Annotated in this window: 15 protein-coding genes; 5 read left to right on the forward strand and 10 right to left on the reverse strand. The window is 41.2% G+C overall.

Annotation, left to right across the window (positions count from 1 at the left end; genetic code table 11):
- The first annotated feature begins 48 nt into the window (after nucleotides 1-48).
- The 3 genes from BLT91_RS20870 (at nucleotide 49) to BLT91_RS20880 (ending at nucleotide 2,841) form a co-directional block, all read left to right on the forward strand.
- Entirely contained in the window at nucleotides 49-345 is a 297-nt protein-coding gene (locus BLT91_RS20870) for a hypothetical protein (protein ID WP_090824492.1), read from the forward strand.
- A 214-nt stretch (nucleotides 346-559) separates the two neighbouring features.
- The gene (locus BLT91_RS20875) at nucleotides 560-1,927 is read left to right on the forward strand and encodes an MFS transporter (protein ID WP_090824494.1); all 1,368 of its coding nucleotides are present in this window, start codon (nucleotides 560-562) and stop codon (nucleotides 1,925-1,927) included.
- Nucleotides 1,928-1,968: 41 nt separating this feature from the next.
- Nucleotides 1,969-2,841 carry a phosphotransferase family protein gene (locus BLT91_RS20880; protein WP_090824496.1) on the forward strand — a complete coding sequence of 291 codons (873 nt, stop codon included), beginning with the start codon at nucleotides 1,969-1,971 and terminating at the stop codon, nucleotides 2,839-2,841.
- Nucleotides 2,842-3,514: 673 nt separating this feature from the next.
- Here BLT91_RS20880 and BLT91_RS20885 read toward each other — a convergent pair.
- Nucleotides 3,515-5,014, reverse strand: coding sequence for a malate:quinone oxidoreductase (locus BLT91_RS20885; RefSeq protein WP_090824498.1), 1,500 nt, complete (start codon nucleotides 5,012-5,014; stop codon nucleotides 3,515-3,517).
- Between the two features lie 1,279 nt (nucleotides 5,015-6,293).
- Nucleotides 6,294-6,593, reverse strand: coding sequence for a hypothetical protein (locus BLT91_RS20890; RefSeq protein WP_090824500.1), 300 nt, complete (start codon nucleotides 6,591-6,593; stop codon nucleotides 6,294-6,296).
- Between the two features lie 228 nt (nucleotides 6,594-6,821).
- On the opposite strand from BLT91_RS20890, the gene BLT91_RS20895 reads away from it, so the two are divergent.
- Nucleotides 6,822-7,709 carry a fructose bisphosphate aldolase gene (locus tag BLT91_RS20895; RefSeq protein WP_090824501.1) on the forward strand — a complete coding sequence of 296 codons (888 nt, stop codon included), beginning with the start codon at nucleotides 6,822-6,824 and terminating at the stop codon, nucleotides 7,707-7,709.
- A gap of 210 nt (nucleotides 7,710-7,919) precedes the next feature.
- Here the strand turns inward: BLT91_RS20895 and BLT91_RS20900 are convergent, their stop codons facing one another.
- From BLT91_RS20900 to BLT91_RS20920, 5 genes are read right to left on the reverse strand one after another with little or no spacing between them, the layout of a single operon-like run.
- Nucleotides 7,920-8,681: an ABC transporter permease gene (locus BLT91_RS20900; RefSeq protein ID WP_090824503.1), complete on the reverse strand. Its 762-nt coding sequence runs from the start codon at nucleotides 8,679-8,681 to the stop codon at nucleotides 7,920-7,922.
- 2 nt (nucleotides 8,682-8,683) lie between these two features.
- A complete protein-coding gene (locus BLT91_RS20905; RefSeq protein WP_090824505.1) occupies nucleotides 8,684-9,445 on the reverse strand; it encodes an ABC transporter ATP-binding protein in 762 nt (253 codons plus the stop codon).
- A complete protein-coding gene (locus BLT91_RS20910; protein ID WP_090824508.1) occupies nucleotides 9,442-9,795 on the reverse strand; it encodes a DUF1048 domain-containing protein in 354 nt (117 codons plus the stop codon). Before BLT91_RS20910 ends, BLT91_RS20905 begins: the two co-directional genes overlap by 4 nt.
- 2 nt (nucleotides 9,796-9,797) lie before the next feature.
- Nucleotides 9,798-10,169, reverse strand: coding sequence for a DUF1048 domain-containing protein (locus BLT91_RS20915; protein WP_090824510.1), 372 nt, complete (start codon nucleotides 10,167-10,169; stop codon nucleotides 9,798-9,800).
- A 2-nt stretch (nucleotides 10,170-10,171) separates the two neighbouring features.
- Nucleotides 10,172-10,477 (reverse strand): PadR family transcriptional regulator, encoded by a 306-nt coding sequence (locus tag BLT91_RS20920; RefSeq protein WP_302847528.1) that lies wholly within the window; start codon nucleotides 10,475-10,477, stop codon nucleotides 10,172-10,174.
- A 239-nt stretch (nucleotides 10,478-10,716) separates the two neighbouring features.
- Between BLT91_RS20920 and BLT91_RS20925 the strand changes: the two genes are divergently transcribed.
- Nucleotides 10,717-11,151 (forward strand): Hsp20/alpha crystallin family protein, encoded by a 435-nt coding sequence (locus BLT91_RS20925; protein ID WP_090824515.1) that lies wholly within the window; start codon nucleotides 10,717-10,719, stop codon nucleotides 11,149-11,151.
- Between the two features lie 79 nt (nucleotides 11,152-11,230).
- On the opposite strand, the gene BLT91_RS31805 is transcribed toward BLT91_RS20925, so the two are convergent.
- The 3 genes from BLT91_RS31805 to BLT91_RS20935 form a co-directional block, all read right to left on the reverse strand.
- Nucleotides 11,231-11,395, reverse strand: a complete 165-nt coding sequence (locus BLT91_RS31805) for a hypothetical protein (protein WP_175532439.1) — start codon at nucleotides 11,393-11,395, stop codon at nucleotides 11,231-11,233.
- Between the two features lie 632 nt (nucleotides 11,396-12,027).
- Entirely contained in the window at nucleotides 12,028-12,423 is a 396-nt protein-coding gene (locus BLT91_RS20930; RefSeq protein WP_090824517.1) for a GNAT family N-acetyltransferase, read from the reverse strand.
- Between the two features lie 117 nt (nucleotides 12,424-12,540).
- Nucleotides 12,541-13,011, reverse strand: coding sequence for a hypothetical protein (locus tag BLT91_RS20935; RefSeq protein ID WP_090824519.1), 471 nt, complete (start codon nucleotides 13,009-13,011; stop codon nucleotides 12,541-12,543).
- Between the last annotated feature and the right edge of the window lie 263 nt (nucleotides 13,012-13,274).

Genomic DNA, 13,274 nt, shown 5'->3' on the forward strand with positions numbered 1-13,274 from the left:
CCCAATTCAACGAACGAAGCATATTTTAGCTTAACCGGTTAATCTTTCTTGCTAAATAAGGATATCTTAACGTGGAAGCGTTGTCAATCTGCATTTATTCCCTATTCGAAAAAAACTTCAGGCTCCATCGTCATTCGCGACATCCGGATGTGGCACCGTGGTACTCCGAATCGTTCGAACTATCGCAGAACGAACATCGCACTAATTTACAACCGTGATTGGTATGGCAGCGGGTATTCGATTCAAATTCCGCAGGAAGTGTATGATCAGCTCCCGAAACGCTCCCGTCAGCTGCTTCGCAGCGAGAAAATCGGCTATCCAGTAAAGATGCCTTGGGAATGGTAAAAACGGGGTGATTCCAATCCCGACTGTCAGACCGAAGGGGCTCGCATTGATAAGCAAGAAGCCTTCAGAATCGTTGATAAATCGCGATTCTGAAGGCTTTTTTCCGTTTTATGGAGGACAGCTTCAAAGGCTGACGATGACGCTGGATTTTATCGATGCAGTTCAACTTAAATAGGATTATAATGAATTAAAAAGAGAGAAAAGAGAAAAATACATGTTTAAAAACAAGAACAAGCAACTTTGGTTAATCACAACCATAGGTCTAGGAGTTCTCTTAAATCCGCTGAATACGTCGATGATTTCAGTTGCATTCTCACGGCTGCAGACCGAGTTCCATGTCACTTATAGTGCCATCTCTTGGCTGATCGCTACTTATTATGTCGCAAGTGCGATTGCTCAACCAATTATGGGTAAGATAAGCGATATGTTCGGTCGCAAGCGGATCTTCCTATTTGGACTTACTCTCGTTACAGTATCATCTATGCTAGCTCCGCTGGCCCCAAGCATTGGCTGGCTTATTGGCTTTCGCGTAATTCAAGCAATAGGAACATCTTCGCTATACCCTGCAGGAATGGGGATTATTCGCAGTAGCATCACAGATAATCAAGCAAGAGCATTAAGCGTGATGTCTATTTTTTCTTCTACGTCGGCGGCCCTTGGTCCTTCTATTGGAGGTTTTTTGATCCAATATGGGGATTGGCCAGCGATTTTCATTGTTAACTTTCCAGTTATCCTCATTGCTTTTTTGCTTTCCATCAAAATTCTTCCGAAAGATGGCCCGCGCAAGTCACTCGCTAAAGGCGGACTGGACTTGTGGGGAATTGCCTTTTTTGCATCACTTATAATCAGTTGGCTATTTTTCTTTCTTTCCTTCGAAAAGAGGGTCAACCTCTGGTTTCTTTTAACCAGCTTAATCCTGAGTTATTTATTCTATAAATTTGAGTTAAAGCGCACCCAGCCGTTTATTGATATGATCTTTTTGAAAAAAAATCTCAACGTTTGTTTGGTTTATGTCCAGTTTATTTGTGTTAACATCGTGTTCTACTCGATCATGTTCAGCATTCCTTCTTATTTACAGCAAGTCCGGCAATTCGATGCGCAGCAGGTTGGCATGATGATGCTGGCACTATCAGGATTAGGGATTTTCACTACGCCATTGGTTGGCAGATGGATTGACAATTCCGGCTCCAAAACACCACTAATCATGGGTTCGCTTATCGTTCTAGTGGGTTCAATGCTCATATTACTTATTCATGAACATTCAGCTTCCTTGGCGATATTTGCTGTCCTATCCGTATTCGGCTTGAGCAGCGGGTTCCAAAATCTCGGATTGCAGACGGCTTTATATTCATATGTATCTGCAGCAGAGACAGGGATAGCTTCGGGCTTGTTCATGACCTCCAGATTTATGGGGACAATCCTCTCATCCAGTTTGCTTGGAGCCATTTTTAGCCATGAAATCACCACACCGCGATTGCATGGTATGGCGATTGTGTGCGCAGTAATCAGCGTGGCAACATTCGCATTATCTATACTAATGCCAAGTACTTCCATCCGCACAAAAGCAGTTCAAGGCAAATGATCACCTATCAAGAAAAAGCATATCAAAGGGGCTGAGCATGTATGAAGGGTTTGCTCGATGCTGCATTACTGCTATTAAACATAGATAAGAATGATATCGAAATTTTAGGTGAGGGATTTGGGAGTATCGTTATTGAACAGAACGACGGATCTATCTTTAGGATTGCTAAAACCATGGAAACCGCACAACAATACACAAAAGAGTTTCAGATGCTGCCTCAGATTCGTACTTTCCTAGATATTGAGATACCGCTGCCTATTTCATATATGTTTGATCCGTCTATCAATCCTTCGGGAATCATGAGATATAAAAAATTGAAGGGAACCCCACTTAATCCGGATTTGCTCATCTCCAAAAATCTAACGATTATTGCTAAACAACTAGCGGAATTTATTATTAAGTTACATCAAATACCAATCAGTACGTTAGATAGCAGTTGTCCGCAAGAATCAAACAACAAAAGCCTTATACAGATTTTACGTAAAGATACAAAAGAATTATTAACCCAGGTTTTAACCGTAAAAGAGCAACAGAAATTGGCTAAATGGTGGGAGGAAACCTTGGAAGATAGTACGTTTTTTTCTCATCGCTTTGTATTATGCCACGGGGATTTATGGTATGAAAATATTTTGGTGGATGATTTGTGTTCAAGAATAACGGGAATTATCGACTTTAGTGATATGACGATAGGTGATCCCGCAAAAGATTTGGCAACGCAAGTTTATATGGGAGAGGACTTTTATAATCTGATATTGAGTGAATATAAACACTCATTTCCAGAAGATACGACCATTGAACGCAGGGTAAAAAAACATCAAGGACTGCGTGAATTAGGAGGATTGCTATATGCAATTAAACATGATAATTCCGAAATCGAAGATTCAATATCAAAAATAAGAACGGTAATATTTTAATCAAGTGACGATTAGAGCATTACCACGTTCTGATCCAAGTCCGTTAACGATTTGAGTCAGTGCCTCACATTATATAACTCTTCATAAAATACCTCCCTTCCTAAACGACCAAGGAAGTCAATCTTCCTTTTCTCAAAAAAATCTACTGCATCTCCTCTTTCAAAATACCAAACACAATCAAATAATATGCTCAATTTATATACATCAAACAAATGTTCTTTTTCGACGTTGGTTAAAGGTCATTGGAAAAGTTTAAGTCCGAGTGGCAAATTCCCTTTGGTAACGCTTTCGGAAGATCCAATTTGAGTAATTCATTTTCTAACCATGCTAATTTCTCTATTGAATTTATATGTTTATACGCTTTGATGCCTGTTGAGCTAATTCGCGGCAAAGTTCAATACTATAATTCCATCGATCTTCTTTATGAACAGGTGAATAGTTTTTAGTAATGTTATGCAACTCAGCAACCTTTTGAATTAATTGCTTTTTTTGCCTTTCATTTGGTTCTCTAATGTGTTGGCCTTCAATAAATTCAAAAATGACATAAGGTTTCAGGTTATGAATGCCAACAAAGTTACCGTATTTATTCCTGAATGGTACTGGACAAATTTAAAAAGCACGATGCAAAATGACATCGCGCTTTTTATGCTTAGGCCAGCTCCTATTCAAAGAATTAACTATAGACTAGCTCTTTTTCGCTTAGACCAAGCGTCTTTGCTGTTGAAGTATGAATTTCGTGCAGAAGCTCTGAATTTTCCATTAGTGACACGCCATAAGAAGGGATCATTTCTTTAATTTTCGGTTCCCACTCTTTCATATGTTGCGGGAAGCATTTTTTAATTACCTCAAGCATAACGTGAACAGCAGTAGAAGCACCTGGAGAAGCACCTAGTAATGCTGCAATCGAGCCATCAGCGGCACTAATCACTTCCGTACCAAATTGAAGTGTACCTTTGCCGCCAGCTTCAGTATCTTTGATAACTTGCACACGTTGGCCCGCTACTACTAAATCCCAATCCTCGCTTTTGGCGTTCGGGATAAACTCTCGTAACTCCTCCATGCGCTTTTCTTTCGATAACATAACTTGCTCGATCAGGTATTTTGTCAATGACATGTTTTTTGCACCTGCCGACAACATAGTTACGAGATTATCCGGTTTTACGGAAGTTACCAAATCAAACATCGAACCGGTTTTTAAAAACTTTGGTGAGAAGCCGGCAAACGGTCCAAATAGCAATGATTTTTTATTGTCGATAAATCTTGTGTCAAGATGCGGAACAGACATTGGAGGAGCTCCAACCTTAGCTTTGCCGTATACTTTTGCATGATGCTGCGCTACAACATCCGGATTATTACACACCATAAATATTCCGCTTACCGGGAATCCCCCAATATGTTTTCCTTCAGGAATACCGGATTTTTGCAGTAAATGCAGGCTTCCTCCCCCGCCTCCGATAAAGACGAATTTTGCAGTATGGCGTTCGACGTTACCGCTGTCGTTTCGTACTTTCAATTCCCACGATCCGTCGCTAGTACGTTTAATATTATCAACGCTATGTTTGTATTTGATATCGACGTTTTTACTCTTTAAATGGTCAAACAAAATGCGCGTTAAAGCACCAAAGTTGACATCAGTTCCAGAGTTGAATTTTGTTGCCGCTATAGGTTCATTCGATGGACGATCTTGTATAATAAGCGGAATCCATTCCATCAGTTTTCTAGGGTCATCGGAAAATTCCATCCCTTGAAACAGAGGATTATTTGACATCGCTTCAAAACGTTTCTTTAAAAACGTTACATTTTGTTCCCCTTGTACCATACTCATATGAGGCAGTGGCATGATAAAGTCCTGAGGATTACGTATCAGCTTGCTATTTACAAGATAAGACCAAAACTGCATTGAAAGCTGAAACTGTTCATTAATTTTGATAGCTTTGCTAATATCTATAGATCCGTCTGGTTTTTCGACGGTGTAGTTAAGCTCGCACAGTGCCGCATGCCCTGTTCCTGCATTATTCCATTCGTTAGAGCTTTCTTCTCCTGCATTTTCGAGCTTCTCAAACACTGTAATTTCCCATTCCGGTACTAATTCTTTCAGAAGTGTCACTAAAGTCGCACTCATGATTCCGGCACCAATTAAGATGACGTCTTTTTTAGTTTCTCTGTTGCTCATTTTTACCATCCCTATACCCTAAAATTTGCAGAAAGGATGCAGGCGCTCCTGCTTAGGCGTCACACCAAACCAAGGCGCGAACTAGTCACACACCTTATCTGTCTCAATTATAACCATATCATAGTGTATTACAATTATTTATAGATTAATATATCTACTATTATCTGATAATTATAAGCTATTTAATAGCGGTAAAAAGTGAGAAGTCCGTTCAAAAGGCCCTAGGAACACACAAAAACCAAGGGCTTAACCCAGCTTCTTGCAAGGTTTAAGGCTTTGGTTTGCCGTTACCAGTGCTAGCAGCCTGTTTTATTATTGTACTCTCGTTTCCTCACTACTTCAATACGAAGTGATTAATCCCACCAAATTGAATATACTTGATAGCCTGGAAGTAGTTCGGGGGCAATATAGGAGGCGATTATAGTCTAGTATATCAAAGCGAATGGTGCTTCCTTACGTCAGGATAACCTTAGGAATAAATGATTCTAGTTCCATAATACCACATTTAGGTAATTGAGCTTGGCTAATTAAAGGTGTCCTATGTTCGCCAGGGCGCCATCACATTACCAATCCCCCTACGTTCACCCAGTATTGTGAACGCCTAATTACTTCAAAACTTTGTTGTACACTTCTATTAAACTATAGTTTCCCTTTAGCAGTTGCATACTTTTTTCGATATTTTATATCCACTTCAGTTTCAATCAAATCCAATGCTATTTGCTTTATGATTGCATCAGGCTCGTAATCATTTAGCTTCTTGGATGATGTCAATTCGAATCACGGCGTGAAATAACACTCATAGACCCATCAGGGTTCTTAACTTCCGTGGGTGATGTAAAGAAAAATTGAAATAGTAATGGGGTGATTACCGCAAATAAAATTCCTATAATTATCTTTTTCTTATTTAACAACTAATTTTGCTCCTCTAATTCTAGTTCCGTTCAACTATAGTTCTTTGTTAGCTTAATCTACTACGATCCTATAACCTTTACTATTCGGTTGAGAAAACTCATGGAAAGTACTTCAAAAATGACTTATCAGGGACCCAGGGATGTTTTGACTTATCATAATAAATTTTATCAACCATAATTCTTGTCATACCTTTCTTGAAATAAAACGTAATTTTATTTGAACCACTTTCGAATATAATTGTATATATTTCCACTGGGGGTTCAGAATCCCCAAAACCACTTATTTTATATCGTTCCCCGTTTGCGTAACAGGGCTACGAAATCGTTCGGCTGTCCTTTGTTGCTTTCGCTCAATAGTTTTCCTGTAGTTAATCCATCCAGCCCATACATTTAATACCTAAAAACACAAACCCGATACCGAGTATGATATAAATAACTTTAACTAACCACCAAGGTAATGCTCTTAATAACTCACCAATTGAATTAACAACAAAAAAAATTATCCATACAAAAAATGAATCGGCAACACCTTCAATATCACGTAATTTTAATTCTTCGGCAATAGTATCTTGTTTGCGTTTTTCACTTTTAACAACTATTATGCCTAATGTGAGAAATACGAAAGCGATAAACCAGCAAATAATGGCACCAATCAGCCGTAAGCTCAAACCTCCACCTCCGAGTTAGTTGTAATATTCCGTTCATATATTTTTTCCATAATTCAGAAATTGAAACTCTACTGCCCGTTAGCACAAAAGGCTGCACGCGGCAGCCTTTTATGTTTGTTTAGCTATAGTCTCCGTTAGCTAATGAAGTTCCTTATTCCTGATGTAGAAGTGTTATAATGAATAAGATTCAAGATACTATTCAATCATGAAAAGGAAGGAGAAAATCCGATGAATACAAAGCAATTGGACCGAATCCATACTGGAAAGGGGTTTATAGCGGCCTTGGACCAAAGCGGGGGAAGTACACCTAAGGCTCTCTTGCAGTATGGCATTAAGGAAAACAGCTATTCCAATGATGAAGAGATGTATGCATTGATACATGAGATGAGAACTCGTGTTATCAAGAGCCCCGCGTTTGATTCCCAGTTCATTTTGGGTGCGATCTTATTTGAGAACACGATGGATCGATCCATTGACGGGCAATTAACCGCTGATTATCTTTGGGAAAAGAAAGGCATCGTTCCTTTTCTAAAAGTCGATAAAGGGCTTGCCGATCTTGGAGACGGCGTTCAGCTCATGAAGCCCATTTCCGGTCTAGACGATCTTCTGAAGCGGGCGGTTGATCGAAACATTTTTGGGACAAAAATGCGCTCGGTTATTATGGAAGCTAATCCGGTCGGAATAAGAAAATTGGTTGAGCATCAGTTTGCCATCGGTAATCAAATCATTGAGATGGGGCTGGTTCCGATTATCGAACCGGAAGTTGATATCCACAGCGCGGATAAGGCATCATCGGAAAAACGATTAAAAGATGAGATTTTCGAGCATTTATCTACCCTTGGCAAAGACGTAAAAGTCATGCTTAAACTCTCCATACCGACCGAAGACAATTTCTACAGCGATTTGATGGAAGATCCGCATGTTTTACGGGTCGTGGCTTTGTCAGGCGGCTACACGCAAGCGGAAGCCAATGAAAAGCTGGCACGTAATCATGGTTTGATCGCCAGTTTCTCGCGTGCATTGTCGGAGGGACTTACCGCAGGGCAAACGGACGACGAATTCAACGTGATGTTGTCCAAATCCATTCAGGAGATATATGAAGCCTCTATTAAATAAGGGAAATGAACAGGCTGCCGATGCCGGCAGCCTGCTGTCATTCTGCTATCGTTATCCGTTAGCTTAAAGGCATCCACGATTTGACGCCCACTTCAATAAAAAAGGGAACATGCCACCCGTGGCAGTCTGCTCCCTGGTTATCTTTATTCCCCATTACTTTGACATAAAAGGAGTAATAGAACATCACTTCGCTGCGACGGCCTGCAAACATTAAGCTGCTTTCCGTTTATATGCGCGCACCGCAAATAGATATGCGACGATCTGTATCCCTAAGCACCACCCAAGAGCGACCCAGATACCATTGCCTAAAGGTTGACTTGACAATAGTGCACGGATGGTTTCTACGATAGAGGTCACCGGCTGGTTTTCGGCAAAGGCGCGTACGACTGACGGCATCGTTTCGGTCGGCACAAAGGCCGAACTGATAAACGGCAGGAAGATAAGCGGATAGGAAAACACGCTTGCACCTTCCACCGATGTCGCGGACAGTCCGGCAATCGCCGCGACCCAAGTCAAAGCCAGCGTAAACAGCACGAGTATGCCGGCTACGGCAAGCCAAGACAGTACCCCCGCCGACGAGTGAAAGCCCATAATGAGCGCTACGAGAATGATTACGACAACAGAAATGACGTTGGATACCACCGAGGTCAGCACGTGCCCCCACAGCACGGAGGAACGCGCAATCGGCATGGAGTGGAACCGCTCAATTATGCCCCGTTGCTTATCCAAAAACAGGCGGTAAGCCGTATAGGATATGCCGCTTGCAATCGCAATCAGCAGGATACCGGGCAACAGGTAGTTCACATAGTTATCCGTACCGGTTTGGATTGCGCCGCCAAACACATAGACGAACAGCAGCATCATTGCAATCGGAGTGATGCAAACCGTGAAGATGGTGTCCATGCTTCGCAAAATATGGCGCATGGAACGTCCAAGCATCACGCTCATGTCGCTGAAAAAATGTTCATTCATTGTTACTTTCCCTCCTTTTTACCGATGATTGCGAGGAATATCTCCTCCAATGAAGGTTGTTTTTCCACGTACTCCGTCTTTGCGGGCGGGAACAGCTTTTTCAGTTCCTCAAGCGTGCCATTGGCAATAATCCTGCCCTTATGCAAAATAGCAATTCTATCGGCAAGTTGTTCAGCCTCATCCAAATACTGAGTGGTCAGGAACACCGTTGTGCCACCGTCGGCAAGCTCCTTGACAATCTTCCAAGCCTCAATGCGTGCCTCGGGGTCAAGCCCTGTAGTCGGCTCGTCGAGGAAAATGAGCTGCGGTTTTCCGATCAGGCTCATGGCAATGTCGAGCCTGCGGCGCATACCGCCCGAATAGGTGGACACCCTGCGGTCGGCGGCGTCGGTCAAGCCGAAGCGATTCAGTAAATCATCCGCGACCTGACGCGGATTTTTTAGGTGCCGCAGTTTTGCAATCATGATAAGATTTTCCCGTCCGGTCAATATCTCGTCCACGGCAGCAAACTGCCCTGTCAGGCTAATCGACTGTCGTACATAGTCGGGCTTTGACGCGACGTCAAATCCGTTTACGACGGCGGTGCCTCCGTCATGTTTAAGCAGCGTGGTGAGGATTTTAACAATCGTCGTCTTGCCCGCGCCGTTGGAGCCGAGCAGGGCAAAAATATCGCCGCGCCGCGCCTCGAAATCCACTCCCTTTAGGACTTCCGTGGTCTTGAAGGATTTTTTTAAATCCTTTACTTGAATTGCGATGTCTTTCATTTAGAATCGTTCCCCCTTCCGAATTTGTTCATCATGTCGCGGTTTATTTTTTTGCGAAAGTTATCGGTCCACTTTTTCGTGTCGCGCAAAAACTCGTCGCAGAACCCGACAACATCTTCGCCTGTCACGTCGAGAACGTGCTTGCCATCCACCGCGCTGGCTTCAAACAACTCTATCAATTCGTGCTGAGTTTTCAACATGTCAGAGCCGTCTCCTCCCGCGAAACTCCACATGTATCCCTGAATTTTTTCAAATACGAACCGATAGTCTTCAGGCAGCGCTTCTGCCCTTGCCATTTGCTCTCTATACTCTTTTTTGTCCCCGATCATTTTTTTGATAAGTTCCAGCATCGTTATCGCTCCTCCTTATTAAATTTTTCCATAACCTCTTTGTTTAGTTTTTCTCGCAGTGTTTCAGTATTGGTAACCGACGCGCGCATAAACTCATCACAAAACTTGTCGACGTCACTGCCTATGACGTCAAGAACCTGCTTGCCCTCTGCCGCGCTTGCTTCAAATAAATCCACTAAGTCCGTAAACATCGTCATGTCCGTAAATATCGTCATGTCACCGCCAGGGGGGCCAACGCTAAACATATAATGTTGAATTTTGCGAAACGCAAACCGAAAATCTTTCGGCAGGCCGTCAACCCTCTTCATCATCCGTTTATAGGCCCGTTTTTCTTCCAAGTCGCCTATTATCAATTTTATAATAGAATCAAGCATTGTTACTGCTCCTCCTTTAATTGGTTGATTTTCGACGCGACAAATTCCCATTTTTCCCAGAACTTCCGCAGTTCCTCGCGCCCCGCGTCGTTGATCGCGAAAAACTTTCGCGGCGGTCCCATGTCGGAGGGCTTCTTGGTGATCTCCACCAACTTGTTTTTTTCAAGCCGGATCAGGATGGTGTACACCGTTCCCTCCACAACGTCTGTGAAGCCGAGAGCGTTCAGCCGCCGCGTGATTTCGTAGCCGTAGGTTTCTTTGCGGCTTATAATTTCAAGGACGCAGCCCTCAAGCACGCCTTTGAGCATTTCCGTTAGGTTTTCCAGCACAATCACCCCTTGCTATTCTGTATGACTGGTATGAAGTGTTACTTACTACAGCTATAAAGTAACACGTAGTAGATGGTTTGTCAATAGTGTTTGCTCTGACACGGATTTTACATTTAAGATAATTGCCTCCACATGAATATTTCTTTTAATGACTACATAAAACCCTTTTATTTGGTAAATCATATCTACAGTAAAAAAAATTACAAGGAGGACTATTCATGAATTTATCTCCCTTTGACCCTTTTCGCCAATTAGATAGTTGGAAAACTGGTTTAGACAAAATTCTTAATGATGCTAAAACTGGTTTTGGATTCCTTTCTGAATTTAATAGCCGCGTTGATGTCTTCGAAAATGAAAAGGAAGTTGTGGTACATTACGATATCCCTGGTCTTGAAAGTAAAGAAGATGTTCATATCCATATTGATGATAACCTTCTCACTATCCATGGTATTATTAAAAATATTACTGACTTAAGAGAAGATCAAATGCACAGAAAAGAACGTTTTTCAGGTAAATTTCAGCGCTCAATAACGTTACCTTCATTGGTTAATGCTGAAGGAACAACCGCAACTTATAAAAATGGTGTACTTGAAGTCAGAATGCCAAAAGTAATAAAAGATACGCATAAACCAATTGATATTCAATTTCAATAATAAATTTTGATGTAGCCTGTAACGATTTTTTTACAGGCTTTTTTGTGCTTTTATTTCTTATGTCGATAAATGAATCCTTTTATCTGGATAGAATATCTAATTTCTTAACAACATGCTTACCATGTGTTCCAGTTTCAATTTCAACTGTTGATTGTAAAACAGAATAACCATTGTCCAGATAAAATTGAAACATCTGATTAGCAAAATCTTCTGTTCTACAATACACGCTATCTACAAGTTTCATAATTTAATGGATCTCCTCTCATGATAAAATATTCAATTCATCGGTACTTAATAAATTTCTGTCCCAAGTGCGTTGGGTATATCTGTATTGCAATTAAGTCATTACGTGCCACAATTATCATTCATCACTTGATCGTCCGCAACTGCCCTATGCATCGATATCCCTTTCTTAGATCGTTGCATTAACCTGCCAGTTAGGTGAGCGAGCAGCTGCCCCGTTTTTTTCAATCAGCATGGGGGATACAAAAACCCGTATTCCGAAATACAACCATTTTTCTAATAAGGATTGCGGTTTGGAGAAATACTTTTATGGAATAAGACAGGAGGTGAACAATAAACATGAGCAAAACTAAAGACACTAACAACCCAAAGCATGCCACGTCATCAGGTAAAACTGGAGAACAAAAGAAATCAAAATAAAGCTGTTACGTACCAGGTCAAATACTATCAAAGCATCAACAAACCCGGTTTACTTGTACTTGACCGGGTTCTTTTTTTTGGAAATATAGCAACAAGTCACTCCTGACAATGGAGTTAGTAAGAGATGGTAATTGCTTTATTATGCCAGTTAATCAATAAACAAAATGAGGAGTTGCCGCGAAGCAGGTTCCCTGACTATAGTTCTTTGTTAGTTTAATCTTTCCTCCTCCATAATCCCCCAGAACAGGGAGTAAATCCACTCCTTGTATAAAAGAATGTATGTTTTGAATCGTATGTCAATGTTACAATCTCTATCCCGACACGTTCAGCCTCTTGCAGTAATTTCCTAACTACGGCTTCGCCAATTCCTTTTTTCTGAAATTCCGGGTGTACAATTATGTCTTCCATGTACCCGTGTTGCAACCCCATCCCTGCAACATAGCCGAATGCTATAAGTTTATTTTCCTCATCTCTGAGACCAGCCCAAAAATTACAACGGTCGAATAATATTGGATAATCTGAATGTCTGCCGCCCCAACCAACCAGTTCTCTTAAATTGGGAACTTCAACTGCTTCTATTGGCAGATTAATTATTATCTCTTGATTCAATTTATTATCCTCCTTTGTCTATTCTAATTAAAGTTCTACACTATCTTGAAACTACCCTGCCCAATAGCTTAACGAGGCTGCCCATGCTGGCAGCCTCGTCCTAGGGTATTTATTTAGCTATTGTTCTCCGTTCAGCGGAGGGGCACCTAAATTTAAGTCTGAACTGTACAGATTGTTTTCTTTAAGAAAGGTTATCAAATTGTTGCTTTTTATACGGACTTCCACAAGATGATTTCCCTTTGTATAGACCAGCAGGGTTGGGTTGTAGGTATCTAACTTCCCGATAAAAAGAATCACTTCTGTGACTGTTCCACTTATCCATTTATTTCGAATCTTGTAAGGGGGTGAAAGCGGGATCTTTATCGCTATGCCATCGCTCGGCTCAATTCTAAACGAACCCGCAATACCACTTGCAGATGATAACCACTCTTTTACCTGGTTTTGCAATAAGGTTGAATTGGGGATTGTAAATACAATATCACCTTTTCTAATATCGAAAACTTCAGCACCCTCAGTTGCCCAAACAGGTTGAGGAGTAGAGAGAATAATTGTCCCGATAACTATCAACAAACGGAAAAGATTCTTCAAGACTGATCACCACCTTCTTATGAAGGTATTATTCCCCAGCTACAATTCTCCATTATGAAAAAATCCTGCCCTTTGGTTTAGCGCAACTTTAACTTCATCGATCAAACATAACAAAAAAGAAGCTGGATCATTGATCACAGCTTCTTCATTCTTGCGTCTTATCCGAAAGGAGAAATTAAACATATTGCAGGCAATACTTCATTCAATCTTCAATTCCATTATGGATATATTTTTTTATTTACGAACATTATCCGGTAAACAGG

Origin of the sequence: Paenibacillus sp. yr247, assembly GCF_900103825.1 — a bacterium.
Lineage (GTDB): Bacteria > Bacillota > Bacilli > Paenibacillales > NBRC-103111 > Paenibacillus_E.